At 41.0% G+C, this 24634-nt stretch carries 24 protein-coding genes and 8 pseudogenes; 24 read left to right on the top strand and 8 right to left on the bottom strand.

Annotated features, from left to right (window positions below; all coding sequences use genetic code 11):
- Window positions 1-370: 370 nt before the first annotated feature.
- The 4 genes from J7E78_RS21375 to J7E78_RS21360 all read left to right on the top strand — a co-directional run bounded on the left by J7E78_RS21375 (window position 371) and on the right by J7E78_RS21360 (window position 1945).
- Complete coding sequence (locus J7E78_RS21375; protein WP_215078110.1) at window positions 371-691, top strand: rhodanese-like domain-containing protein; 321 nt, start codon at window positions 371-373, stop codon at window positions 689-691.
- A 64-nt stretch (window positions 692-755) separates the two neighbouring features.
- Window positions 756-1109, top strand: a complete 354-nt coding sequence (locus J7E78_RS21370; protein ID WP_215078109.1) for a rhodanese-like domain-containing protein — start codon at window positions 756-758, stop codon at window positions 1107-1109.
- Window positions 1087-1476: a rhodanese-like domain-containing protein gene (locus J7E78_RS21365; RefSeq protein ID WP_311517786.1), complete on the top strand. Its 390-nt coding sequence runs from the start codon at window positions 1087-1089 to the stop codon at window positions 1474-1476. The genes J7E78_RS21370 and J7E78_RS21365 overlap by 23 nt, the downstream gene beginning before the upstream one ends.
- Before the next feature lie 85 nt (window positions 1477-1561).
- Entirely contained in the window at window positions 1562-1945 is a 384-nt protein-coding gene (locus J7E78_RS21360; protein WP_215078108.1) for a DUF302 domain-containing protein, read from the top strand.
- A 524-nt stretch (window positions 1946-2469) separates the two neighbouring features.
- On the opposite strand, the gene J7E78_RS29500 is transcribed toward J7E78_RS21360, so the two are convergent.
- The 3 genes and pseudogenes from J7E78_RS29500 to J7E78_RS30100 all read right to left on the bottom strand — a co-directional run.
- Window positions 2470-2622 carry a hypothetical protein gene (locus tag J7E78_RS29500; RefSeq protein ID WP_251035178.1) on the bottom strand — a complete coding sequence of 51 codons (153 nt, stop codon included), beginning with the start codon at window positions 2620-2622 and terminating at the stop codon, window positions 2470-2472.
- Between the two features lie 12 nt (window positions 2623-2634).
- Entirely contained in the window at window positions 2635-2928 is a 294-nt protein-coding gene (locus tag J7E78_RS21350; RefSeq protein ID WP_215078116.1) for a hypothetical protein, read from the bottom strand.
- 19 nt (window positions 2929-2947) lie between these two features.
- A pseudogene (locus tag J7E78_RS30100) lies at window positions 2948-3200 on the bottom strand (FAD-dependent monooxygenase); the annotation flags it as partial.
- 470 nt (window positions 3201-3670) lie between these two features.
- On the opposite strand from J7E78_RS30100, the gene J7E78_RS29850 reads away from it, so the two are divergent.
- The 4 genes from J7E78_RS29850 (at window position 3671) to J7E78_RS21330 (ending at window position 6280) form a co-directional block, all read left to right on the top strand.
- On the top strand, window positions 3671-4126 hold the full coding sequence (locus J7E78_RS29850) for a histidine kinase (RefSeq protein WP_311517785.1): 456 nt from the start codon (window positions 3671-3673) through the stop codon (window positions 4124-4126).
- Window positions 4090-4611 carry a sensor histidine kinase gene (locus J7E78_RS29485; protein ID WP_251035177.1) on the top strand — a complete coding sequence of 174 codons (522 nt, stop codon included), beginning with the start codon at window positions 4090-4092 and terminating at the stop codon, window positions 4609-4611. The genes J7E78_RS29850 and J7E78_RS29485 overlap by 37 nt, the downstream gene beginning before the upstream one ends.
- Entirely contained in the window at window positions 4598-5242 is a 645-nt protein-coding gene (locus J7E78_RS21335; RefSeq protein WP_215078107.1) for a response regulator, read from the top strand. The genes J7E78_RS29485 and J7E78_RS21335 overlap by 14 nt, the downstream gene beginning before the upstream one ends.
- Before the next feature lie 156 nt (window positions 5243-5398).
- A complete protein-coding gene (locus tag J7E78_RS21330) occupies window positions 5399-6280 on the top strand; it encodes a CPBP family intramembrane glutamic endopeptidase (RefSeq protein ID WP_215078106.1) in 882 nt (293 codons plus the stop codon).
- A 132-nt stretch (window positions 6281-6412) separates the two neighbouring features.
- Here the strand turns inward: J7E78_RS21330 and J7E78_RS21325 are convergent.
- Window positions 6413-6537 (bottom strand): annotated as a pseudogene (locus J7E78_RS21325) (IS3 family transposase); the annotation flags it as partial.
- 260 nt (window positions 6538-6797) lie between these two features.
- On the opposite strand from J7E78_RS21325, the gene J7E78_RS21320 reads away from it, so the two are divergent.
- The 9 genes and pseudogenes from J7E78_RS21320 (at window position 6798) to J7E78_RS21280 (ending at window position 13218) form a co-directional block, all read left to right on the top strand.
- Complete coding sequence (locus tag J7E78_RS21320; RefSeq protein ID WP_215078105.1) at window positions 6798-7346, top strand: PadR family transcriptional regulator; 549 nt, start codon at window positions 6798-6800, stop codon at window positions 7344-7346.
- Window positions 7347-7351: 5 nt separating this feature from the next.
- Window positions 7352-8071 (top strand): CPBP family intramembrane glutamic endopeptidase, encoded by a 720-nt coding sequence (locus tag J7E78_RS21315; RefSeq protein WP_215078104.1) that lies wholly within the window; start codon window positions 7352-7354, stop codon window positions 8069-8071.
- A 285-nt stretch (window positions 8072-8356) separates the two neighbouring features.
- A pseudogene (locus tag J7E78_RS21310) lies at window positions 8357-8752 on the top strand (MFS transporter); the annotation flags it as partial.
- A gap of 225 nt (window positions 8753-8977) precedes the next feature.
- Window positions 8978-9247: pseudogene (locus J7E78_RS21305) on the top strand (nucleosidase); the annotation flags it as partial.
- Between the two features lie 579 nt (window positions 9248-9826).
- Window positions 9827-10810 carry an alpha/beta fold hydrolase gene (locus J7E78_RS21300; RefSeq protein ID WP_311517783.1) on the top strand — a complete coding sequence of 328 codons (984 nt, stop codon included), beginning with the start codon at window positions 9827-9829 and terminating at the stop codon, window positions 10808-10810.
- Window positions 10811-11081: 271 nt separating this feature from the next.
- Window positions 11082-11279, top strand: a complete 198-nt coding sequence (locus J7E78_RS21295) for a terminase gpP N-terminus-related DNA-binding protein (protein WP_215078103.1) — start codon at window positions 11082-11084, stop codon at window positions 11277-11279.
- A gap of 168 nt (window positions 11280-11447) precedes the next feature.
- Window positions 11448-11570 (top strand): annotated as a pseudogene (locus tag J7E78_RS30095) (helix-turn-helix domain-containing protein); the annotation flags it as partial.
- Window positions 11571-11580: 10 nt separating this feature from the next.
- Window positions 11581-11793, top strand: a complete 213-nt coding sequence (locus J7E78_RS21285) for a hypothetical protein (RefSeq protein ID WP_215078101.1) — start codon at window positions 11581-11583, stop codon at window positions 11791-11793.
- An 867-nt stretch (window positions 11794-12660) separates the two neighbouring features.
- Window positions 12661-13218, top strand: coding sequence for a YdhK family protein (locus tag J7E78_RS21280; RefSeq protein ID WP_215078100.1), 558 nt, complete (start codon window positions 12661-12663; stop codon window positions 13216-13218).
- A 1580-nt stretch (window positions 13219-14798) separates the two neighbouring features.
- Here the strand turns inward: J7E78_RS21280 and J7E78_RS29480 are convergent.
- A pseudogene (locus tag J7E78_RS29480) lies at window positions 14799-15021 on the bottom strand (IS30 family transposase); the annotation flags it as partial.
- Window positions 15022-15264: 243 nt separating this feature from the next.
- Between J7E78_RS29480 and J7E78_RS21275 the strand changes: the two are divergent.
- Genes J7E78_RS21275 through J7E78_RS21265 form a run of 3 tightly spaced genes read left to right on the top strand, consistent with a single transcriptional unit; the run spans window position 15265 to window position 17203 of the window.
- On the top strand, window positions 15265-15624 hold the full coding sequence (locus J7E78_RS21275) for a hypothetical protein (RefSeq protein ID WP_215078099.1): 360 nt from the start codon (window positions 15265-15267) through the stop codon (window positions 15622-15624).
- On the top strand, window positions 15615-16595 hold the full coding sequence (locus J7E78_RS21270) for a radical SAM protein (protein ID WP_215078098.1): 981 nt from the start codon (window positions 15615-15617) through the stop codon (window positions 16593-16595). The genes J7E78_RS21275 and J7E78_RS21270 overlap by 10 nt, the downstream gene beginning before the upstream one ends.
- Before the next feature lie 23 nt (window positions 16596-16618).
- On the top strand, window positions 16619-17203 hold the full coding sequence (locus J7E78_RS21265; RefSeq protein WP_215078097.1) for a prolyl hydroxylase family protein: 585 nt from the start codon (window positions 16619-16621) through the stop codon (window positions 17201-17203).
- Window positions 17204-17312: 109 nt separating this feature from the next.
- On the opposite strand, the pseudogene J7E78_RS30200 reads toward J7E78_RS21265, so the two are convergent.
- From J7E78_RS30200 to J7E78_RS21255, 3 genes and pseudogenes are all read right to left on the bottom strand, one after another.
- Window positions 17313-17737: pseudogene (locus J7E78_RS30200) on the bottom strand (IS30 family transposase); the annotation flags it as partial.
- A gap of 149 nt (window positions 17738-17886) precedes the next feature.
- On the bottom strand, window positions 17887-18111 hold the full coding sequence (locus J7E78_RS21260; protein ID WP_215078096.1) for an IS3 family transposase: 225 nt from the start codon (window positions 18109-18111) through the stop codon (window positions 17887-17889).
- A gap of 11 nt (window positions 18112-18122) precedes the next feature.
- Complete coding sequence (locus J7E78_RS21255; protein WP_215078095.1) at window positions 18123-18635, bottom strand: IS3 family transposase; 513 nt, start codon at window positions 18633-18635, stop codon at window positions 18123-18125.
- A 400-nt stretch (window positions 18636-19035) separates the two neighbouring features.
- Between J7E78_RS21255 and J7E78_RS21250 the strand changes: the two genes are divergently transcribed.
- From J7E78_RS21250 to J7E78_RS21235, 4 genes and pseudogenes are all read left to right on the top strand, one after another.
- Complete coding sequence (locus J7E78_RS21250; RefSeq protein ID WP_215078094.1) at window positions 19036-20862, top strand: LodA/GoxA family CTQ-dependent oxidase; 1827 nt, start codon at window positions 19036-19038, stop codon at window positions 20860-20862.
- The gene (locus J7E78_RS21245; RefSeq protein ID WP_215078093.1) at window positions 20862-21959 is read left to right on the top strand and encodes an NAD(P)/FAD-dependent oxidoreductase; all 1098 of its coding nucleotides are present in this window, start codon (window positions 20862-20864) and stop codon (window positions 21957-21959) included. Before J7E78_RS21250 ends, J7E78_RS21245 begins: the two co-directional genes overlap by 1 nt.
- A gap of 273 nt (window positions 21960-22232) precedes the next feature.
- Window positions 22233-22427 (top strand): annotated as a pseudogene (locus J7E78_RS21240) (PTS transporter subunit EIIB); the annotation flags it as partial.
- Window positions 22428-23484: 1057 nt separating this feature from the next.
- On the top strand, window positions 23485-24597 hold the full coding sequence (locus tag J7E78_RS21235; RefSeq protein ID WP_215078091.1) for a DNA polymerase III subunit gamma/tau: 1113 nt from the start codon (window positions 23485-23487) through the stop codon (window positions 24595-24597).
- The last annotated feature ends 37 nt before the right edge of the window (window positions 24598-24634 follow it).

Raw genomic sequence — 24634 nt, 5'->3', positions numbered from 1 at the left:
TTTATGTTTTTTCGTTTATTCCTGACAGAGCAATTGCCCGTCGAATGGCGAATAGTGATGCTACAGGATCATTTTTTGAGCTCGGTTTTTCACCAACATGAATTTACATAATTAGGATATTCAACAGGCGTGGCGTAATTAAATTTAAAGATAGTAATACACTGCAGCAGCTGTGATTTTTGACAGCTGCTGCAGTGCTATCTGTGGATTAACGGATTGTTATTTTCAGCACTCTCTATACAATACCAATAGGGGTATATGTAGTAAGAAGCTTAAACAAGTACAGAATAAGAAACATAAGAAAACAGCAGATTAAAAGTCTCAGGAAGAATTTAAATCATTAATTTTATATAAATAGGAGAGGATACCTATGGCGTTTAAAGTTCAAAAAGAAATTACCCCGCAAGAAGTAGCCGAACAGCTGAGACACAGCAAGGATCTTATCATGCTTGATGTCCGTGAATCCGCTGAGTGGGTGGAAGGACATGTAGAAGGAGCGACTCATATTCCGTTAGGAGAAATTATTCAGCGATACTCTGAACTTGATTCGGCTCAGAAGATCATTATCATGTGCCGAAGCGGCAACAGGAGCGGTCTTGCCTGTGAGCTTCTTAATGAGAAGGGATATGAGGTAGTAAATATGACAGGCGGCCTGAGCAAATGGACAGATTTCAATAAATTGGTAAGATAATATCTATAATAATGTTATAGAAAGGGTGTCATGAGTGACTCTGATTTATATAGCAGCAGGGATAATGACGGTATGGTTGTTGATTCAGCTGTGGCCGGTGTCGTCACTTACTTATGTGGACATGAAAGAGTGGGATCCTTCTCATGATCGATGGTCCAATGTGAAAATACTCGATGTCAGGGACGCCAGTGAGTATTGGGAGAGTCATATTTCCGGTGCAATTAATATATCTGTTGGTCGTTTGCCGATAGTATGGCAGAAGGAACTGACGTGTGATGATGAAGTGATCATTTTCTCTAATAACTGGCTTAACCGAAAAAAAGCAGCCAGAATCCTTGCACGGCGGGGATTCCGTAAGCTCTATACTGTAAAAGGTAATAGAAAGGGAGAGTCCTGTGAGCATAAATACTGTTATTAATATTGCGGTTCTTATTTTAATTGTATGGTTTCTCTACACTCGGCTGAAGCCGGTAAAAGGTGTGAAGAACCTGAAAGCTGAAGATTTTCGGAATGAAATGATGAATAACAATAAACGTATCGTGGTTGATGTCCGCGAACCTGGCGAGTACAAGAGAGGTTTCATTAAGGGCGCGGTCAATATTCCTCTGTCTCAACTGCAGCGGCGGCTGGCCGAGATACCCAAAGATAAAACGGTTCTTCTATACTGTCAAAGCGGTATGCGCAGCAAAAATGCAGCCAAGGTGTTAAGTAGAAGCGGATACTCCAAAATTGCTCACCTCCAAGGCGGAGTTAGCGCATGGGGAGATAAACTGACTCATAAGTAAACGGATGCTGTTTAAGCTGGTAGCCTTAGGGTAAGGATAACACAAGGACACCTGGAAAGATTACGAAGACAGGAGATGAAATAGCGTGTTCCATTATACGGTTAGTACGAATAAGACAGTTGAGCAAGCGATTGCGGATCTTACAGAGAACCTCAAGAAAGAAAAGTTTGGCGTATTGTGGCAGCTGGATATGAAGGAAAAGCTTCATGAGAAGGACGTAGAGCTGAATATGGAATATCACATCCTGGAAGTCTGCAACCCGGTTGAAGCACAAAGGGTGTTATCTGAAAACCCTCTAGTCGGTTATTTCCTTCCTTGCAAGCTCGCAGTATATGGAGAAGGCGGGAGTACCAAGATTGGGATGCCAAAGCCAACAGCATTAATAGGACTAGTAGAGAACGAAGCGCTGATGAAGATTGCTTCCGATATCGAACAGCGCCTAGGCTCTTGTGTGGATATGAGCCGGTAGCTCTACTTGATTATTCAAGGGAAAGAGCGGAGTAAGATGTTTTTGTTGCTTTGAACCTTAGAGCCATGCCAAACAAGAAATTGCTTTCGCGTGTATATGTAATATTAGAAAATGGTCGGTCGAGATGAAGTGCTCCCTGTCAAGTAGACAGACTAATAAACAAAATCATTAGTAGTCAATATCCCCTTCGGTTATCAAAACGGAGGGGATTATTTTTCTCCGTCACAAGAAAATCCTTTCCTCCAGTAAATACAAGGCATAGAAGAAATCAATGGTTATTGCGGGATTTCACTAACGGGAAACGATAACTCATTAAAGTTGTAAATGCAAAGCCGATCGGCACCAGATAACCACGCGATATACAGGCCAATAGGGCAAGAGGTGCACTTAATAATAGGTGAAGAGCACCAATTATAAGTATTAAGAACAAATATAGCATGGTGAGCGGTACTTCATGATGAGCAAGCAATCTCGCAATATGTTCGGGATGCATAACCGCATGATCATCCGGTAGCGCAAAACCGTTATTCGAAGTCGAATGTACCGCATACCCGGAGTCTGAAAGAAAGTTTGAGCCTTCCGATCATCAACTGCTTTCGGCGGATTGTTTCAAAGTCTTTTGTTGTCAGTTCTTCAAGCAATACGCCTTTGTGAATAATGCCCATTCGAGAAGCCAATTGGACATTTCCTCAAGGATATGGCTCGATATAAACACGGTAACCCCATGTTGGGAAGACAGAGCTTTCAGCCTTTCCCTTACCTCGACCCTCGGCATTAGGGGCACGATCCCCTGGCAATGAACGGGTAACATTCGTTCGAGCAGAAGGGCGGGTAAGAGAACTTGACCGATAGGAAATGAGAAGCCCACTCGTCAGATCGTCGGATATGAAGCTCAAAAGTTGGGACAACCCTCCGCCTTCAGTCGCCGTTCCTATGACCCCTCCCATCTTCTTCGTGCTGTCCTCAAGCACGGATTGAGCCACTGGGCGGCGCTCCTCATCGTACGCAGCTTCCAGCCGAGGTTGTACGCGTCCTGCATCCCCGTATTCATGCCTTGACCGCCGGCCGGCGAATGAACATGAGCAGCATCGCCGGCTAGGAAGACCCGGCCTTTGCGGTAACATTCAACCATGCGAACGTTGACCCGGTAGATGGAAAGCCAGGAAGCATCCGTGAGCCGAACACGTCCGGCCCCGGCCCGACGGTCAAACATGGCTTGATACGCCTCTAGCGATGGCTGCTCTGGTTCTTCGATGTCTGCCGGAATTGTAGCCTGCAGTTGCTAAATATTGGATTTCGGCAGCGGTGTCACCCCGACCATCCCCTCCGAAGATGTCCAGATATGGATATGGTCACGATTTAATCCTTCCAATTGTACATCGCCAAGATACCACAATCATTGAGATGAGAGATCAATCGTTCCCGAAAATAGTGATACACTAAATTCACAGGTAATGATGTTTTTACTGAAAAATAGTGTAGGATGATGACATGAGGAAGATATTATCTTTTATGGATTGGGGTATTTTTGCTCTTCGTTTGTACCATTACATTTTACTGTCATCACGACTGTTTACAGAAAATGATCTGTCGAACCCAGCTTGGTTAAACGTCAGTTGGCTAATGGCAGCGCTTTTCGTTCCACTGATATTCTGGTTTCCTCAGCGTAGGATGAACAAGGTCTGGTTTTGTATCGCAGAGCTATTACTGGGAGGTTCTTATTATGTGAACTCTGTCATCCATCCGGAACTGACTTCCAAAGCAGACTATCTGCTGCCGAGTCTAACAATGGGGTACTTATTGACCAAGCAGACACTATGGATCATTCCCGCAATTCTATTCATTCCTTTTATCTTCCAGTCTTATTTAAAGTTACCTTGGGAACAAGCCTTTAGTAACGGGACAGATAATGTGTTATTCTGCTTCATCGGCATATGGGCAAGCATCGTAGCCAAAGCGTATTACCAGAAAATTGAACTTGTGGTCGAAGTAGAGCAGCAAAATAAGCTGTTAACCCACTACGCTGCTGAAATTGAGAAAATGACTTTGCTTGAAGAACGCAATCGTATGTCTAAGGAACTTCATGATACCCTGGGGCATTCCTTTATCTCAATCATTATGATCTTGATGCTTCCATCGCTCTTATGGATCGTAAGCCTGCCGAGGTCAAGGAACGGTTAACTCGCTTAAGAACACTGGCTGAGCAAAATCTGGACGAAATGAGAAGTATTGTTCATGAGATTGGAGAAGAAGAGGAGTCGAATCTTATACGACAGGTTGAGGCACATGTGGCCAATTTTCGGGAACATACAGGAATTCTCCTGACGTTAAAAGTACTAGGAACAGAGCAGCACACGCATTTTGAAGTACGGCAGACGATTCTGCGAGTCATCCAGGAGTCTATCACGAACGCACTAAAACATGGAAAAGCGTCTCAACTGTATTTGGAGCTTCAATTTTCCGAATTTGTTCTGCACTTGGTGGTTCGAAATAATGGGAAACCAATTGACAAATTGGAATATGGCTTCGGGTTGACTACGATGAAACATCGAGTTGAGAGCCTGGGGGGCAGCCTGTTTGTATCATCAGAGGTAGGAGCTGAAACGATCACCGAAGTCAGATGTGAAATTCCCCTGAAAGGAGTGGGGCTACATGGGGAAAATTAAATTATTACTTGCGGACGATCAGGAATTAATTCTGGAGAGTCTACATATCGTACTGTCCATGGAAAATGATATAGAAATCGTTGGATTAGCTAAACATGGGGAAGAAGCAGTTCAAGGCTGTCATCAGTTTCAGCCCGATATGGTACTGATGGATATTAATATGCCAGTCATGAATGGTGTTGATGCAACAGCTCTGATCAAAGAGCGAATGCCTATAATCAAAGTTATGATGCTGACCTCCTATCAGGAAGTGGAATATGTCATGGCGGCATTAAGCCATGGAGCAGAAGGGTATCTTCTCAAGGCCATTCATCCTAGAGATTTAGCTGCAGGCATACGGGTGGTTCATGCGGGGGGGACGTTAATCTCGCAGGAGATGGCGAGTAAAATGATCAAAAGTATGAATACGGGATCCGCTATTAAACATAATGAATACGGACTTAGTAGCCGTGAGTTTGAAGTATTGCAAAAGCTTGCTTCTGGCATGCGTAATCGAGATATTGCAGAGGCTTTGTTTCTTAGTGAAGGAACGGTTAAGAATTACATTTCAACGATTTACTCAAAACTTAATGTAAAGGGAAAACATGAGGCGGCCCGCAAAGCCAGAGACGCGGGAATCATGAATTACTAAGACTACACCCCTAAGAAGCCGGTAACTTATATAGTTGCCGGTTTCTTAGGGGTATAGTCACATGACTTTATCATGACAAAAGCGCACTGTCACTTTATGACTTTTTCAGCCTATACTCATAACTATCATCAAGCTATAAAGGAGCTGACTCAAGACATGAAGAAAAGATCTGCACACAAAGAACATTCGCAGATGCATGAGAAATTAAGTAAATGGAGTTTGTTTTGGCGCTATCCAATCATCTGGATGATTGTGGGGGCAATCAGCATAATTCTTGTGGATGCGTTCATCCGGCCGCTAGCAGAGCAACAAGTACCGGGCTTGCTTTCTCTTCTGTTGACACTAACATTGGGCTTTCTGGCCATCATAGTCTATATGCTCACCATGAAATATTTGGCCCGTCGGTCCATTCCTGAGTTATCCAAAAAGGGCGCAGGGTTTGAAGCTGTTATGGGAGCACTAACCGGGGTTATCTTTATTGCCTTATCCACTATTATTATTGTTTCATTGGGAGGTTACTCCTTTCAATGGGCGAATGGTGCGGATACGGTTACTGTTCTAATCGCTTCTATTGAAGCAGCTTTAGGCGCAGCCATTGTCGAAGAACTTATCTTTCGTGGACTAATGTTTCAAACCATGAATAAATTGCTGGGAAACTGGGCCGCACTCGCTGTGACATCTCTATTCTTTGGAATAGCCCATCTTGGGAATACAGGAGCAACATTATGGAGCGCGTTCGCCATAACCTTAGAAGCAGGCGTTCTGCTTGGAGCCGCGTTTTTGTGGCGACGGAACCTGTGGTTTGTCATGGGGTTACATTTTTCCTGGAATACACTTGAAGGTTTGCTTGGTATTCCTGTTTCTGGACACACTACGACCGGTCTGCTTATTGTGAAAGTGAAAGGTCCTTATCTTCTCACTGGAGGTGATTTTGGACTTGAGGGGTCTGTGGTTCCCGTTATCATCAGCCTTCTAATTGCTATTCCCATGCTGTATGGCGCTGTTCACAATCGCAATCTGCCAACGAATTTTACATAAGTCATATACAGAATTCTATAACAACTGTACCGATTGCTTCAGTTCATTAAGCTAACGGGAAACGATAGCTAATAAAAACAAGCGGGCAGTCGGTCAATGTTGAAGTGACCCCCTAAAGTTAGACAGATATTTTTATGCAACTTGTTTGGCATGAGCTCGGTATTGTACCGGGCGCATGCCTTTTAATTTAACTTGATGCGTTTGTGATTGTAGTAATCCATGTATCGCTCTAGTTCTTGCTTGAAGTGATCTACACTTTAAAACTCATGAAGATAAACTGTTTATTAACGAGATAAATTATCTGTCTGACTAAAAGGAGTGATACCTCAGGTAATCACTCTTTTGTGTATAGTTGACCCCCTTAGAACTTTATATAAATAACCGCATCTGTTAAAGATACCGTTCGAAGAGAAGCTGCCGAGCAATCTTCATATGTACATGCGATTCTTCATAGATAAGAGAGAGTTAAAGATATCTAAATATATCTCAAAGATACATTATAAACAGGGAGGGAAGTATGAAAAGAATCAATAACACCCATTTTGCCATTCTCGGTTTACTTCGTATTGAGCCCATGAGCGCCTATGAGCTTGTTAAGTTTTCAAAGGAAAGCATCGGCCTATTTTGGAACGAATCGTATGGACATATTCATAAGAGTCTTAAACAATTGGAGATAGAAGGCTCTGTGTCGGTTGTCGAAGAAGCAGAGACGGGAAGACGTAAAATCGTCTACGGCGTTACGCAACAAGGATGTAATCAACTTGATTCATGGTTAGCCCTGCCGCCTGAGGAATCTGTAATGAGGAACGAACTTCTTATGAAGCTCTTTGTCTCCGATGAACATCATATCCCTCAATTAGTCTCTTTTCTCGAAGATGAATTATCAGCGAGTAAGGAGTTAATAACGATGCTTGAAGGAATTAAAGCGAGTATTCCTAACGGGGAAAACAAACAAGTCCAGCCCTGGTTGTTAACCCTCGACTATGGGGAGCGATATCTTCGGATGACCATTGAATGGTGTCAACATGCGTTGGAAACGTTAACTCATCCAAACAAGGGGATGTAAATGAAATGAATAAAAAACGATTCAACCTGGTTCCCATTCTGTTGATCACGATTATGGTGGTTGTTTGTGCCCCTCTCTTGCTATGGTTTAGGAGCAGTTCGCTTCTCACTTTGAACGTGTTTGAAAACGCTGTATACAATCTAGAGATCAGTTTTCAAATCACGGTGTTGTTACTAGCTTTTATTGTGATTGGCATTGTATATGGGGTGACAGGTAAAGATGGACTTGCATATTTAAACCTTAAAAAGCGAGATGGAAAAATCCGGCCTGAAACGTGGATTGGCATTAAGCCAAAAGAAACGGAAACGTGGAGAAACTTAGGTGTAAACTTTGCGATCGTGATTACGTTGGTAACGTCTGTCGTCGTCTACTTCCAAGTGGTTCATGGGGGAAACGTGAGCCTAGAGCTATATCCTGGGGTTATCCTCATTCTTATTTTTGCGCTTATGAATGCTTTTTCAGAAGAAATCATCTTTCGTTTTTCATTTGTTGCCGTTGTTAGCAAAAATGGACTCTCCCCTTATGTAGCGCAAGGATTAGCAGCCTCGATCTTTGGTGTCGTTCATTATTTTGGAAATCCAGGCGGGATACCTGGTGTATTGATGGCTGCTTTTATCGGATGGTTTTTGGCCAAATCGATGTTAGAAACGAAAGGATTCTTCTGGGCGCTGACGATTCATTTCTTGCAGGATGTCGTTATTTTCAGTGCCTTATTTATGCAATAGCTGCCCATACTCCTAAGAGCAAGCTGAAACTGTAAGAATACTGTAGCATGGCCAGACTTCTAAACATAAGCAGGCTTACCGTGTGCAATATGGTCTGCATTCTATCTGGACCGCTGTTTTGGCACAATACAGTTCTCCGACAACGATTGATAGACAGGTTTCAATATGGCTTGTATCGTAAATTAACCTTAATCTCCACGCCCGCTGGGTATGGAAAAACGTCTTTGGTTGTCGAATGGATCCCCCTACAATTCCTTCCTACTCAATCATCTTCCTGAACATATCGCCAAGCGGGTTCCGCCGCAGATTCTTCTCGCCATAGGTATGATCGCAGGCGCAGTCTGCACAGCCATTGTAGGATATTCGACAAGCGTTCCGCTCACCCTGACCGTTCAATTTCTGAATGGACTTGTTTTCCCTTGCATTCATATTGGGATCAGCACAATGATTCTGAAATGGTCAGAAGCTTCGATTGTCGGCCGGGTGAACGGGGTTCTGAATCCGATGTTCGTTAGCATGATGGTCGTTTCCATGTCTTTCGCTGGCGCGTTAAAGGATGCCTTTTCACTGGGGACGATCTATGGCGGTGCAGGATTATTATTTCTTCTTGGCGCACTGGTCATGGTTCCGATCATGAACCAAAAAGCGCCAGATAACGCACATATTGCACAAGAGACATAATTTCACGATACTTATAAAAATTTTAATGAAGAAGAGCCGACCATGAAGAAGTGATCGGTTCTTCTTCATTCCCTGATGTGGTTAAGACCAACAATATCACCAATTTCGCACTCAGTATGCTGCCAATGATCCTGGATTTTATCACATATATCGCAGTCATGACCATAAATATTCAACTGAATATGTCCTCGATGATGCTTAGTCGCAAGCACGTTCGATGGAAAAGATGCTTTTGATCGTTTAAGGTCACTAAATGAATGGAATACAGCAACGCCTATTGAAAAATACTGTGAAATTATGGGTGTGCCTTTACCAAAAGTTTGGGAAGCATTATTACCGAATCATTCTGATGAAGTAAGAAAAGAGACGGATGCTTACTTGCTGGAAGTGTTAATAAAGAACATAAGATATAGAAAAGGTGCATTATATCCAAACGTAATGGAAATTTTCACTCATTTAAAAAAGAATAATTATTCAATATACATAGCAAGTAATTGAGGCAGCCTACCAACGTGATCGGCTGTCTTTTTGTTCAGCTAACGGGCAGAATAGTTTAGAGAATTAGGAAAATATGCAGATTAAAAATGCTTTGAGAGAATCTTCTGAAGTAAAAACATTTTCTACACTCCTAGTGTGTGACATTTACAGTATGCGAGATATCCCTTCAACAAAGAGCTTGCAAAACTATTTCCTAGTTGGATATCCTTCGGAAGATCTGGATTTGAATTTTAAAATCATTGTGACACCAATCAAGAGACAAAAGTACTCATGGCACAACAGAAAATTTAAACTAAATTTAAACTTGGCCCCTACTTCACCATAAACCTGAAGCCTTATGATAGGTCCAAGGTGATCAACAAATTAATGATTGAAACAGTAGATGTTTGGAAGACTTAGCGTGTTAAAGCTGCTGTATTCAATTACAAATAGAAAAAGGGGGATTTGAGCCGGAAAAACTACAATGTTTTTAGGGAGCCTGTATTTCGAGCGGAAGAAAGGTTAAATGTAACGAGATGCTCTAAATTGGGCCATTTTTTACGCCGAAAAGAATAAGGGAAGGAGCCAAGTAACTAAGTGATCGTCAAAAAGAAAAATAAGATTTTAATCATTCTCAAGAGACTGCTTCTATTCATTTTGTCCGCTGTACTCATTTGGATTGGCTTTCATCATGTCATGAAGCTGGTAGAACAGCATAAATACCCGGCAATAGGGCAGTATATCCAAATTGAAAATAAACGGATGCATGTCTACACAAAGGGTAACGGACCCAACACTATTGTATTGTTAAGCGGCTTGGGAACAGCCTCACCTGTACTGGATTTTGAGCCTTTAATTAATGAAATGTCCAAGCATAACAGAGTTGTCGTCCTGGAGTCGTTTGGATATGGCTGGAGTGATAAGACGGAGAAGAAAAGAACGGTGGAGCACATCGTCGGGGAACTACGGAGTGCATTGAAGCAATTAAATATTAAAGGGCCCTATGTATTAATGCCGCATTCTATTTCCGGAATTTATAGCATGTACTATGCTCATGAGTTTCCTGAGGAGGTTAAAGCGATAGTAGGAATAGAAGCGACGTTGCCAGCGGCCCTTGCGTACTTCAATGAATCCCCTCCGTCCATGCCGGGTTTTATGAGATATGCGGCTCCCACCGGATTAGCTAGACTTGCTATATCTTTGGATGATAGTGCTTATCTTCCTCTTGAGAGTGAAGGTGCTTACTCGGGTGAGAATTTAGCAATGACCAAAGCCATGACGGCATGGAATGGTTACAACAAAAATATAGTTCAAGAGGCAAATGAGCTGGTTGGTAACGTAAAAAAAACTGCTCATATGTCATTTCCATCAAATCTGCCCGTATTGTTTTTTACAAGAGACGATGGCAGGGTGAATGAGGATGGGAGATCTCAATTTACTTTTATACAAACCCAGCTTACGGATCATACTTCAAGTACTATCATCCCTTTAAAAGGTCATCATTATCTTCATTGGACCAAATACAAGGAGATGAGCGAAGCTGTCCTGAAATTCATGAAGGATATTAAAGAGAAGGAATAACTATATTTCTATCTGCTGTAACGATAAAAACAGGTTATCCTTCACTATGAGACGATTCCTCCTTAGAACAACCCGGTTTTTGTATAAAATGGGCTACTCAATCTTGTAAAGCAATAATTGATCGTCGTCAATTGTTAAGCTAACGGAAAATGATAGCGATATGAAACAAAAAAGCAGCCGACCAACGTGATCGGTTGCTTTTTTTCAGCCAACAGGCAGGATAGTTTGAGGACAAAAGGGAACAACGACTTCAGACAGGCAGGGGAATGTAATGGACCTTAGAGCATATTTTCAAGAGATTGAAACCGCGATGAAGCAAGCGAAAAAACGACGGATGTACGAACGATACCAGACACTGCATTTGTATCTACAAGGAACAGAAATTGAACAAATTGCTCATACCATCAATCTAGCTACGAAAACCGTAAAAGGTTATATTGAACCGGAGGGCTTTCGGGTCTCGAAATGAATCATTCACCAGGTGCGCCTGTTTGATTAACTTCAGAACAACAAGAACAGTTGAAACAAACGATCGTGAGCTCCGTTCCGCATGATGTAGGCTTTACGACACGGCACAATTGGACACTGGAGATCATTTCTGCCCTGATTGAGCGGGAGTTTTTGAGTCACGTATTCGCTTCGGGGTATCTCCAAAATGATGCATCGCCAGGGGCTAAGTTACACGAAACCCACATATACCTTGGCAGCAGCGGACAAAGAAAAACAACGAATCTTTACAGAATCCACGTTTTCCGACTAAAAAAAGAGTGATGGAGGACGAGATTCAGCACGTCCTGTTTGAAGACGAATCCATGATTCGCGACTACCAAGCGATTCAGAAAACGTGGTTTCTCCGCGGCAAGCAACGGATGATTCCAACCACAGGTAAACATCGCGGAGTCAAACTGCTGGCAACCACCGAAACGACAAGAACTTGTACCGATTACCGGAATGGACAAGAACATAGTCCGATTACCGATTAGATGGATATTTAAATAAAAAGCGATGCAGTTATAACCTCAATAGGCAGCATAATGCAGACAGTTTTCACATTTCTTATGGAAGAAAAGACTCGATAAGAGATAAACACAGGCGGTTAGGTATTAAAAAAGCGGAAAATTGGCACTGAACTAGCTGTTGAGGACAACAACTTGTACGGATTGCCGAAATGGACAAGAACATAGTCCGATTACCGGTTAGTTGGATATCTAAGTAATGAGCATATGCACTTAGAACCACATTAGTACCATAGTACATGAAGAACAACGGACACAATGAGTGGTAAACACGAATGGCTATGTATTAAAAAAAGCGAAATATTGGTTCTGGACAAAGACATGTACCTATTGCCGAAACTGGATAGGAACATGCCGATTACCGATAGATGGATATTTAAGTGACAATAGTAGCTCTAAAGTGTATGACCTAAATGCCAATAATAAGTTTTTGGGCAAGCCACTTTATGGGTCGGAATTATTTCGACATTGCTGACTCCTTTGAAGCCAAGATGAATAGTTCATCTTTCACCCTAGCTATTCAGACGCATCGCCAACCAACGGTAAAACAATATATTCTTTCTTGAAACTAAATATCACCAGAGAGAACATCACCTGGCACACATTTTAAGTTCTCAATTATCACCTTAGAGGACATTAATTATTGTGGATGTAAAATATAAATATGTCGGGGACAAGAACCCGTAGCTTTTACCGTCAAGGAACTACCTTACAAATAATATGGATCATTAGATGTAACTTCACAATATCTTCAAAGTTTTTGGGTAAAATGTTAAAGTGACTCGATTCCCCCCCATAAGTACAAAAAATAAAAGTAAAGGGTGTGTGACAATATTGAAGAAAATACTCATTTTACTTAGCTTGGCAGTTATATTGGTGTTGAGTGCATGTGGGAACAAGGAGAATAACAACAATTCCAATACGGCTACAGAAAGCGAGCACTCGAATATGGGGGAGATGGATCATTCAGGATCGGGTGAGGTTCCAGAGGGCATAAAAGAAGCTGAGAATCCGACTTATAAAGTTGGAGACGAAGTCGTCATCCATGCTGATCACATGGAAGGCATGGACGGAGCCAAGGCAAAAGTAGTAGGCGCATATGATACGGTAGCGTACACAGTAACTTTTACTCCAACTACTGGAGGAGACCCAATACCGGATCATAAGTGGGTTGTTCAAGAAGAAATCAAAGATGCAGGCACTGAGCCCTTAAAACCAGGGACCAAAGTTATGCTTGAAGCAGATCATATGGAAGGCATGATGGGTGCTGAGGCCACTATTGATTCAGCTGAGAGAACAACGGTTTATATGGTCGATTATACACCAACAACCGGCGGAAACCCGGTTAAAAATCACCAATGGTTAGTGGAGAGTGAGCTTTCTACAAAATAGATCTCTTATGATGAATGACGTCATTCTTTCTTATACTGCAACATGCAGCAAAGTTAAACTAAATACTTTAAGGTCTGTCGTGTTCAAGATTCCAAAATCAAAGAAGTAAAGTTGTATGTTTAGTTTTGTGAGTATGTTCTGGAAGTTTCAAAGTAGCGTATCTTTCAGAAGCTCTAGCCCCTGAGTCGCTGACCATCGTTGGAATAGACACATGAAAAGAAAAAAGTAAAAAATTGTGGGAAATAGAGAACTGGAAATTAAACCAATAAGATCGTTATATAAATCCACAGGAAGGCTTTGAGAGCCTTCCTGTTTTTATTGCGGGTAAGGGGAAGGGCACTTGTTCTATTCTATGAAAAAGCGAATAGAAATGGTAGAGACAAAATGAACTAGCATCATTCATTATCTCCTTGAAAGTTATCCCTATGTACATTGACTTCATTCCTGTAGGGGAAAGCGCACCTCCACGCAACCAGATAGAGGTAAACAACATTACTTCAGATCAAACAGGCGGCATAGGATCTAAAGAAATAACCAAACTGAAGGATACTCAGACTTCTAAAGATAAGATAACCAACCCAACATTTAATGTTGAATGACATAAAGATACCCACCAAGAAAACCCTTGTAGAATAAGGTTTTTTTAATTTTTGGTAGGGAACTTTGTGTCAATTTTTAATGACATAAAGTTCCCTACCAGGCTGGAATTTGACATAAAGTTACCCACCAGACTGGAGGATTGACACAAAGTTGCCTACCAGGCTAGAAAATGATGAAGGAATACAGATCAGATTCCAAATTTGCTCCGTTAATTAAAGACAAAGGGCATAAATGCATGAAAGTAGGGTACTTTTTGTCATATTCGTGGACATACAATAAGTAATAACAAATCGAGACATTTGTCGAGGGACAAGAACATAGTCCCATCGAAGTCGCTAATTCAGCGGCTTTTTTATTTTATCGGTACAAGTTCGTGTCTAGAGATAAGGACAACGAACATAGTCCGATTACCGATTAGATGAATGCCTAAATGAAAAGCGATGAATTAAAACCCTAATAATTAGTATAATGCAGGACAGTTTTCGCATTTCTTATGTAACAAATGACTCGAAAAGAGATAAACACGGGCAGTTAGATATTAATAAGCGAAATATCATGAGCATAAGGCCAGTATCTGACCGGATAAAAACCCACCGTCAGGCCGCGAACCTATTTACACGGTGGGCCTTTTCTTGTCTGCCGTCTATATCACTCTGATCTATGACCCCGATCGTCAGCAATCAGGTGCTGGTCAGCCTGGTGCTAGATGATCATGAGTGCTGAAAGCCTGCCGAATAAGGAGTCGTTGGTGAAAGAATGCGCATCGTAACCGATTTACCGCTGCAAGTGTCAGATCCCGGCTGGCCCGAATGATTTGGGAAGTGCCCCTTATGACGGCGCTTTTAACCAATGCATTCCCGGATTGCTGATCAGCCGCTTTTCTCGGATTGATTCCGACACGGTAAATCAGGTTCGCTTAGCAGGCAACCCCTTGCCACGGTCTGTCGTAGAAGTCATCCGATCTGGCATTTTGAATCGCGGTATACACGTGTTTTCCGTTCAATGAAGGTTGCCACACAACCCTTGCTTTTTCCACGACCGGAAAATCTCGTATCAAGCTTCCAATGCCCAAACGTTTCTGTCTTTCTGACGCCGAGAAATTGATCTGCCAACAGCAATTTTACCTCGTGTTTCCGTGGCTTTCCGACGTTTACCTTTGTGCCGGAATACATAAATACATACAAAGCCCCCTCCGTTAGACGACCTACATAGATCCAGTGGTAAATGATATTAAAGTGGGTTAATCTCCTGTTCTAAAGCGTTTCTCGATCTGCTCAGGGAACCATGTGGCGTGTAACTTATCTTCCAGTTGCTAGCACGCTCCTACTTCCACTTCCCTTGGATACGGATGCATTGCTACGCAGCACAAAATATAGTATCTTATGAATAAATATCCATTAATCGGACACTATAGTTATATAGGGAAAACTTAAAGGAGGTTAACTAATGAAAATAGAATTATTTATTAATGATCCTACAGTAAACTTCAATACACCTTATGGGAATGAAGCTAATGTGGTACCTACATCACCTGCACCTGGGTCTTGGTTCGGACAAATGGCAACCCTGCCACCTGAAGTGGGCTTTAATGAAGGAACCGAATCAGCATTTTTAATTCGAGAAGAGCCATTTGGTTCACTTCTTTTAAACAGACGAACAGGAGAAGTATATAAATTAGATAAGCAAGCAACAGAAGCTACTAGGTTACTTATTAGAGGATTAGAAAAAGAGCAGGTAGCAAAGAATTTGCATATCGAACTTGAAGAATTAGATTCTGTAATTATGGTGTTAGAACAATGCCATTAGAAACTTATCTATCCGGACCTATGAGTGTACTAATTGATGTAAACTCATACTGTCAATTAAGATGTCGATACTGTAGCTCTATGCCTTTTGATGGATCTTTACTTGAAGCTGAAAGGGTTATCTCACTTCTAAAAGAGTTGGGTGAATTCCCGATTTGGTCATTAACTTTCTCTGGAGGTGAGCCGTTTCTCCATCCAAATATGGTAGACTTTATTGAGGCTTCATGGCAATCAGGTTTAGTTCCCTCAATAAACACTAATGGACTAAAGTTATTGAATGGAAATTTATTAAAACGTTTGGTTAAGCTTCATATTAAAGGAATCAAATTCACCCTAAATATCAGTTTAGACTCAAATGAACCGATAGATAATGATAGTGCACGTGGAAAGGGTAACGATGTTAAAGAAGCAATTAAAATTGCACTTTCAAATGGATTACAAGTTGATATCAATTCAACAATTCACTCAGGAAACATTAATTCCGCACTAGATTTAATAGATGAGTACCCAGGGGTTAAGCAATTCCGTTTTACCCCTGTTATACCTACACATTCTAGTCTCACAAGTGGTATGGATCTAGCGGTTGAAGAAAAAAGAATGAAAGAATTCTGGCAGAAGGCTCTAGAACTACAAGATGAACTTGGTGAAGATAAAATTAGGCTTCCTTTTCAACGGGATAAGAAAAAATCTCTAATGGATTGTAAACAAAATCATTGTTTTTGTGGCCTAACTACTTGTTTTATTGATTCCTGTTTCGACGTATACCCGTGTAATTGGAGTAAAACAAAGGATAATAAAATGGGTAGTGTTAAGAATACACCTATAAAGAGTGTATGGAACAGCACAAGAGCAATTGAAATTAGAGAAAAAGGACAAAAAGCTCGTCTTTGTGAAGCATTGCCCTCACTTAATCCGGATTCGGGTGATCTTCCTGCGCGGTATAAAGGAGTAAATGATCAAATTTCCGGATAGAAGAATATTACAGGAGGGTAAATATGAAACCACCTACTAATTATCTTCACGATGATCCTTTCATCGTCTGTTTCGAACAAGTGGCCACTCCTTCTGAATGTCGTGAATTGATCAAATTAGCCGAAAGTAAACTTATGCCTTCAACAGTACTTTCAGAAAAGGGAGAGGAATACTCCCATAGACGTATATCGGAGCAAGTTTGGTTGCCACATCAACTCTCTCAGCGTATTGCTGCCATAGTTGATCGGCCATTACACCATGATGAACACTTACAAATCGTCCGGTATCAAATCGGTGGGAAATTTGAAGTGCATTCTGATTGCTATGACCTTAACACAGTAAAAGGAAGAGAGGCCGCTTTTCAATATGGACAAAGGATTTTCACAGCTATACTTTATTTGAACACGCCGAACGTTGGAGGAGAAACCTTTTTTCCTCAACTCAATCTACAGATTTCACCATCTGAGGGGAAGTTACTCGTTTTCGAAAATTGTAAAAGAGGAACCACTGAACCCCATCCGCTTTCCATACATGCCAGTCTTCCAGTAAAAAAAGGACAAAAATGGATAGCAACTTTATGGTTTTGTCAAGACCCTTTTGTCTGGTAGAATATCTCTTCGAGAGATCCATGCAAAGAAGAAAGCCATCCTTTACTTTTCTAATACTGTGTCTACCATTCCCTAGTAGATTTGAAAAGGGCTTAAATATGAGGGATTGTCAAACCAAGTGCGAAAGTTCCTCTGTAAAAGATTGTGAATTCTCGTTGGCAATGGTTGATTAAATGAAGCGAACACTCCAATGTTACATCTGATATTTGCGCAAAGTCCGGGCGCTTGGGAAAGAACTCTCGAAGTAGACTGTTCGCTTTCTCATTCGAACCGCGTTGTCAGGAAGAGTGCGCATCAGCAAAATAGATCTGTACGCTGTGTGTTTGTTCCAGGTCCGCATAACAGGCAAACTCCTTGCGGCGGTCTACCGTAAGCCGTTCGAAACGCCTTAGTAGGGGGTACTGAGCAGCAGCTACACCAAAGGGCATTCTCCAACGACAAGACTGTTCGATGGGGTATTTGAATCGCAGTCTACAGACGTGTTTTCTGTTCAACGAAGGTTGACAAACAACCCTTGCTCTTTCCACGACCAGAAGGAGCATCCCTAGTTGGGTTAGTAGCAGAAGACACTATCGGTTAGACATAATAATACGCCGATCTTTTCGAGGGACAAGGACATATTCCCATTGAAGCCGCTAATTTGGTCATAACCCTGTCAAGTAGACAGTGAAATAAAGACGATTTTAAGCTGTGGCCGTTTCCCGATATTCCACTGGGAAGCGGTCGTTTAGTCTTTTCTGGAATCGGTTCTGGTTATAGAACAGAATATATTCGCTCACTTGCTGCTCAACCTCCGCTTGGTTTGCTGCCTCATTCAAGTATATTTTCTCGGTCTTTAAATGAGAGAAGAAAGACTCGATACAGGCATTGTCCAGGCAATTCCCGCGCCTGGAGTGACTTCCTAGCATACCGAGTTGTTTCAGTTTACGGTTGAATGGCTTAGCGTTTCATGAACCAAAGCAAGGTCATTTCGTTCGGAAAGATAGCCAGTCACAATTTCGTTATTATACAAATCCTGAATGATAGACAGGTACACAAACTGTTCTCCAGCGCGAATATAGGTGATATCTGTAACCAGTTTAGTTCGTATTGAACTCGCTTGAAACTGACGCTCGAGTCGGTTTGGATTCACTAAAGAAGCTTGTTTCCCAAAGAATCGACGCTTTTTTCGAATGACAGAACAGATCCCTAATTGTTTCATTAATCGATACACCTTTTTGTGGTTAACTCTCAGGCCTTCTCTCCGTAAAGCCACCGTCATTCGAAGGTAACCAAAGTAGGGATGAACGCGATGAATGGCAAGCAAGTGCGATTCCAATTCATGTTCTTTTTGTCTACTTTCGTTTGTCGCCTGTCTACTTTTTCTCCACTTATAGTAGCCCGAACGTGAACCCGCAGCTAACTTCAAGAGCCAAGGCAGATTATGACGCACTCGCAAGTCCTCTACAATCTGAAATCGGGCATCTTTACTCGTCACTCTTTGTGAAGAATTGCGGCTTTCTTTCTTTTGTTCTCGAGTATTCTTAAGATGAAATCGCAAGAACCTGATGACATGACATCTAAGAACCTAAATTTTATCAACTAGCTCAAACCGCCGATACCAGCGGTATCCCCTCTAAACAAGAAATCTAAAGGTGAAAGTCGAGCTTATCTAGCGTATAATGCCAGCTATTTAGGCGCACGCTACAGAGCAAACTATTCTGAATTATCCAGCGTAAGCACGAAAAGTTTGTCGATGAAATCTAAACCAACTACGCAGGGTAACGGGATAAGAGTTGTTGACCAAATATACCGACTAATTTTATACCCAATGAATAGAGGGGAGATTACGAATGAAAAAATCCAAAGTCGAGCGAATTGTTAAGGTGGCTATTTATCCTGCAATTGGGATTGCCCGTGTAGGAGATAGTCCTGACGATTATTTCTTAGGACCTGAGGTGCCAAATCAGAACATAATGGATCCCTCAGATTATCGGGACAAGTCCGGTCAGATCAAACGGCAAGCGGCAAGGTTCAGAATATATGGATTGAATGAGCAAGGAGAAATCATTAAAGAGCTTACTAACGAAGAAGCGAACATTGAGTGGCGCGTACACGTAGCAAATAAGAAATCTGCCTGGTATAAATTTGATCTTGCTTTTGACATTCCTGATGCACAAACAATTTCTAGTGAAAAACGCAATTCAAAGTATGTTCTTGAGGATCGAAAAAAGCTGGTGATTGATCCTGGAGAAAGGATGATTTCCGGTGTAAATATGAACAAAAATGGTGGAGAAAATGCTTACGCTTTTGATACTGGCAGTTTTGTCGGAAAGTCAGTTTATTTAGGAGAATTACGAACAGACGAGGCCGGACGCTTAATCTTTCTTGGCGGCCGCGGAATGTCTTCACCAATTCTCGATGAATCTTTGAGTGACTTTGCTAACAACGAAAATTGGCACGATGATATTAGCGACGGTTCAATTGATGCGAAAGTGACTATTGATGGTATCACTCACGAAGCACAAGGTGCCTGGGTTATTACAGCTCCTCCTAATTTTGCACCTAATGTGCAGTCACTTGTAACAGGTTACGACCTACTATTAGAAACCTCTATATCGATGAATCCAAGTAATGCTCCTTCTCGCCCTGAATTTTTTACCCATATATTACCTATTTTTAAACGAATGAGTGATTATCAATGGGTAAATGCTGGTTTTGCATTGGAATTTGGATGGGGGAACTTCACAGATTTTTCAGACCCTCGAATAATTGAAAAGTTAAAAGATAAAAGCGTACGTAATCTACCTACACGTCAAGCTTTGTTCAGAAGGTTTAGAAGCCAGCCGTATAATTATTTACAAGCAGATAGCTGGCCACGTATTTATGGTGACGCGATGACTCTTAATGATTTGAACTCAAACGATCCAAGAGAAATGATGGCGCTTCTTGGCACCCAGCATCAATGGTTAAAGCAATGGGCAGAAGGTAACTTTGATATTAACGAAGAACTTTCGAGGATAAAAAAGTGGGAGGATCTGTCACCTTCAGAGCAAGCTTTAGGATTAACTCGTGCAGCACTGGAGGAAACTACTGGTGGGCCATTCCACCCTGGTGCGGAATTTACTTGGAATATGAGGATTCCACTTATGTATGAAGCACCTTTTAGACTGAAGCGCCGTGCATTTGATCAGATGGAATGGGGAGACTTGCTTGCGGCCGATGAGGTTCTTGCAAAAGACGGCCCACTTGATGGAAGCTGCCCAGGCGATATTACTAGATGGATGGCAGTGCCATGGCAAACTGATACGGCTAGTTGTTTGTCTTCTTACAAGATGTACACTGGTGAGTATTTACCGACATTTTGGCCTGCGCGTGTTCCAAATGATGTAATGACAGAAGAGCAATATGAGCGAATGATGGATAAGTCGGCTTCGATTCCAGAAAGACTAGGTGCCTTGAATCCTAGAATAAGACCACGGTGGTTGAGAGATATCGTCTACAACGACAAAATTCCACCAGCTACTCTTGAATTTGAAGTTGCAATAAAGAAATTCACGGAGCAGTGGTCGAAAATTGGTATCGTTGTGCAGCGTGATGGTCCAAGTGAAGACCTATTTCCCAACACACTATGGGTCGAGACTGGCCGAAGGATCGAATCGGATGGTAGGGATCGATAATGATTCAGTCTAGCGATGAACTAGATGTACTGGTAATCGGTGGCGGCCCTGCAGGATTAGCAACTGCATTACGTTTACATCAGTATAGGTTGAAAGTCCAGGTGGTTACAAAGAGAAAACAACCTCGAGAACTGGTCGGTGATCATCTATCTGTCGAAACTTCGCGAGTGCTACACCAGCTTGGATGCTGGAATAAATTCCTAGATGCTGGACACTTAAAATCGAGTGGTACAAGATCGATATGGGGCAGCAACCGGATCGAATTCTCCGATGCAATCAGTAGACCATCAGGCGGCGGTTGGTATGTTGATCGATTACGGTTTGAGCGTATGATTGAGGACCAAGTGAATGAGCAGGGCATCGAAATGTACAATGGCACATTGATTGATGTCACATCTGATTCCAAAGGATGGATTGTACAAACCGATAAGGCAATTAGACATGTTCGCATGGTAATCGAGGCAAGCGGTAAAACATCGGCTTTTGCACGAAAATTGGGCATATCTAGAATAAGAGAAGATCGACAGATTGCCCATTGTACTGTATACAGGTCTGAGAAACCGGCTGAATTTTTTGCTATGATAGAAGCTATGGAGTCAGGATGGTGGTATTCATCCTGCTTACCTGGCGGTTTACTGTCCGTCATTTTGGTAACGGATGCTGATGCAGCATCCCCTTGGTTATTGCATAAAAGTTCCGAATGGGTAGAAGATACTCTGTCCGCGACTGTACACACTTCTGCTCGTATTCGTCGACACTGTGGTGGTGCAAGGAAAATTGTATCACAAAACATTGTTCATCTATCAAGTGGCAGATTAGAGGTTACAGCAGGGAAAGATTGGATCGCGGTTGGGGATTCCGCCATATGCTATGATCCCATAGCTGCGCATGGAATATCGCAAGCACTTGTGACCGGGCGTGATGCGGCTGATGCGGCCGCTGACGCCTTGTCAGGAGACATGAATAGGCTGAGTCAATATACCAAAAGGCTGGATTATTCTTACACGTATTACACCAATCAACGAAAAAGGCTTTATTCTGTTGAGAACCGCTGGCCTAGGTCTGTGTATTGGATGAATCGACAACGGACAAAATAAAAGAGGCTGACCAGTTTGTCCAATTAATGTCGAGGGACAAGAACCTATTAGATAATATCTTCGGACGAACCGAGGTTCATCTTAAGATATACTTTGATTTAGTTTAGATCGAGTAGCTAATCAGTTGTTAAGCATGTTCTTGCGAGTTATACGGCAACACGAATAGAAACCAATTTAGGGTTGTAACCAAAAGGCAAAACCTAAACAAATCTCTTAAGAGGTGAGTTTAGGTTTTTTGGTCTTCAATATGAGAAAAATTAGAGGAGAATCAGCATGAGCCATAACGAACTCGCTAAAGAAATAATTCAGTTAATTGGCGGAGAAAAAAATGTATCTGGACTTACACACTGCGCCACTCGCTTACGATTCAATCTAAAAGACAATGGCAGAGCGTACAAAGAAACGTTAAAGAAACTGAATGGTGTTTTAACGGTGGTCGAAGGAGGTGGACAATTTCAAGTTGTAATTGAATTGGAAATGATGTGGGGGAACTTTGTGTCAATGTACACACAAACCTTACTGTAGAATAACATAAAGTTACCAACCATGAAATGTCGAGGGACAAGAACATAGTCCTATTGGAGTCGCTATTTTAGCGGCTTTTTTATTTTATCGGTACAAGTTCTTGTCCCGAGCAAAAGACAAGAACTTGTACCTATTACCGAAATGGACAAGAACATAGTCCGATTGCCAATTAGGTGTATATCTAAACATTAAGCACACGCATTTACAACTTCATTTAATACCATAATACATAACAATGTTCATATTGTTAAAGGAAAACCGACACGTTGAGAGGTTAACACTGTCGGCTAGGCATTAAAAAAACGAAATATCAGACTGAAACTGGCAGTTGAGGACAAGAACTTGTACCGATTACCGTATGGACAAGTGCCTACAAACTGGATGATTTTTATTAAGTTTTAAGTTCGGCGTAAAGAAGGCCCGAGAGAATAATATGGTGATCCATCTCTAGCAAGATGCTGGAAATATAAAGAGAACGAGGTCTGTCGAGGGACAGGTAAATCATTAATATTATTGGTTCACATCCGTTTCTCGAACTAAGACAAGAACTTGTACGGATGCGGTTACTTATATTTGGAATTAGACACTTTTATAACAGCTGTTAATTCCATTATAAGCACATCATCATTAGAGAACGTTCGTTCTTATTAAATTACTTATGTCCAAAGTCTAAATCCATTTACAAAGAAATAAAACAGAGGTCACGGTCAATAAGTGTATTAACGATCTTATCATGATTGATAACCTAACCACTGTTTCTTAAATCAAAATTCAGCATTATAAGCAAGGTTATACGTATTTACGATTTCATTAACTGGGCGTCTTTTTTGATGCTTTTCTCAAAGAGGTATTCAGCCATTTTTTTCATGGAAATAGAATTTATAATTATGTAGATTCTTTAAGTATAATGTTATAATTTGGATAACAAATGATGTTAGGGAATTTTATGAATATTCGCTTACAAAAAGTTATAGAAATAAAAGGAGGTAATAGAAGCCATATGACTAAAAGAATGGAAACAAATTCATTCGAATTTTCTGCTTTACGTACCGCATATTGTGACTTATCAGGTATAATATCGCTTTTACAATTTATAGGGAATAAAAAATTTACGGCAGTTCCCGTATTTCCAATTGCAAGAGATGTTTGTTTAGTTCTTTACCAAATTAACAAAGAAATACTTGGTTCTTCATATGAACTGAACACGGAAATCAAAAAAATTCGGCATAAAGTAAAATTGAATAGTAGCAATAACCTAAAAATGCATGAAGAAATATTGGCATTTCATGTTGAGAAATATGGTGATGATGTAAACAACCTGGGATTTTATCTGGAAGATGGGAATCTCATTGGAAGTACTCTTTATCCTACATACCTCTATTATGATACGACATTTTTTAAAAATGATAATATCGCAACAGAAATTTTTTCATTTTTTCGAGATATAGGAAACATTAGCACAAAATTTTTACAGCACATATCGAATTTATCTCAAGGTAAGCTTAAATTTGAAATTCCAAAACCGATGATATTAGCAGACGATCTGGGATATAGTGAAAAAGATATTCACCATACCTCACTTTTCACGGGTGATAAAAAGAAGAATGCTCTTATTACTCGACTCCTATTAATACAGCAGGAATTAGTAACCTGTATTTGGCTTAAGGATAACATTTCGGCTGAAAATGTACTTGCTCTCAATAACGCAGGGTATATCTTGTTAAGATTACTTACTATGAAAATAGACCAAGTAATGGATAATTTGAAGAATATCCAAAAATATCTTCCTGATTACTTTTTAGAGTTGAATCATAAATGTAAAAGTAAACTATTAGATCTTATGAATGCTTATGAAGAGAGCATTTCTGAGGAATGTAGAACTTTAAGAAATATGCTTCATTATAGTAGTACTGAAGTTAACTTATACGATTATTTAGAGCAGAGGTCATGTAAGAATGACAAGTATATTAGTCTAATGGTCGACGAAATCGTACTTAACTTTGCGAAACCCTTGAGTGTTATGTTATCTGAATACTTTAACATTGCTAATTTACAAAGTATGAGTGATATGGATATGATATTGAATCGATTAAAGAGCAAAGGATTCTCTTAAAAGGCACGTTAATCTAACAAAAATTATATTTAAGTAA

This window comes from Paenibacillus polymyxa (genome assembly GCF_018614975.1).
Classification (GTDB): domain Bacteria; phylum Bacillota; class Bacilli; order Paenibacillales; family Paenibacillaceae; genus Paenibacillus; species Paenibacillus polymyxa_E.
This window is presented reverse-complemented; position numbering and strand designations above follow the sequence as displayed.

What these genes read in the sequence shown, in the direction of transcription:
- J7E78_RS21375 (WP_215078110.1), top strand. Translation starts at nt 371, where the DNA reads ATGGCGTTTAAAGTTCAAAAAGAAATTACCCCGCAAGAAGTAGCCGAA.
- J7E78_RS21370 (WP_215078109.1), top strand. Translation starts at nt 756, where the DNA reads ATGACGGTATGGTTGTTGATTCAGCTGTGGCCGGTGTCGTCACTTACT.
- J7E78_RS29485 (WP_251035177.1), top strand. Translation starts at nt 4,090, where the DNA reads ATGGATCGTAAGCCTGCCGAGGTCAAGGAACGGTTAACTCGCTTAAGA.
- J7E78_RS21335 (WP_215078107.1), top strand. Translation starts at nt 4,598, where the DNA reads ATGGGGAAAATTAAATTATTACTTGCGGACGATCAGGAATTAATTCTG.
- J7E78_RS21330 (WP_215078106.1), top strand. Translation starts at nt 5,399, where the DNA reads ATGAAGAAAAGATCTGCACACAAAGAACATTCGCAGATGCATGAGAAA.
- J7E78_RS21320 (WP_215078105.1), top strand. Translation starts at nt 6,798, where the DNA reads ATGAAAAGAATCAATAACACCCATTTTGCCATTCTCGGTTTACTTCGT.
- J7E78_RS21315 (WP_215078104.1), top strand. Translation starts at nt 7,352, where the DNA reads ATGAATAAAAAACGATTCAACCTGGTTCCCATTCTGTTGATCACGATT.
- J7E78_RS21295 (WP_215078103.1), top strand. Translation starts at nt 11,082, where the DNA reads ATGGACCTTAGAGCATATTTTCAAGAGATTGAAACCGCGATGAAGCAA.
- J7E78_RS21285 (WP_215078101.1), top strand. Translation starts at nt 11,581, where the DNA reads ATGGAGGACGAGATTCAGCACGTCCTGTTTGAAGACGAATCCATGATT.
- J7E78_RS21275 (WP_215078099.1), top strand. Translation starts at nt 15,265, where the DNA reads ATGAAAATAGAATTATTTATTAATGATCCTACAGTAAACTTCAATACA.
- J7E78_RS21270 (WP_215078098.1), top strand. Translation starts at nt 15,615, where the DNA reads ATGCCATTAGAAACTTATCTATCCGGACCTATGAGTGTACTAATTGAT.
- J7E78_RS21265 (WP_215078097.1), top strand. Translation starts at nt 16,619, where the DNA reads ATGAAACCACCTACTAATTATCTTCACGATGATCCTTTCATCGTCTGT.
- J7E78_RS21260 (WP_215078096.1), bottom strand. Translation starts at nt 18,111, where the DNA reads ATGCTAGGAAGTCACTCCAGGCGCGGGAATTGCCTGGACAATGCCTGT.
- J7E78_RS21250 (WP_215078094.1), top strand. Translation starts at nt 19,036, where the DNA reads ATGAAAAAATCCAAAGTCGAGCGAATTGTTAAGGTGGCTATTTATCCT.
- J7E78_RS21245 (WP_215078093.1), top strand. Translation starts at nt 20,862, where the DNA reads ATGATTCAGTCTAGCGATGAACTAGATGTACTGGTAATCGGTGGCGGC.
- J7E78_RS21235 (WP_215078091.1), top strand. Translation starts at nt 23,485, where the DNA reads ATGACTAAAAGAATGGAAACAAATTCATTCGAATTTTCTGCTTTACGT.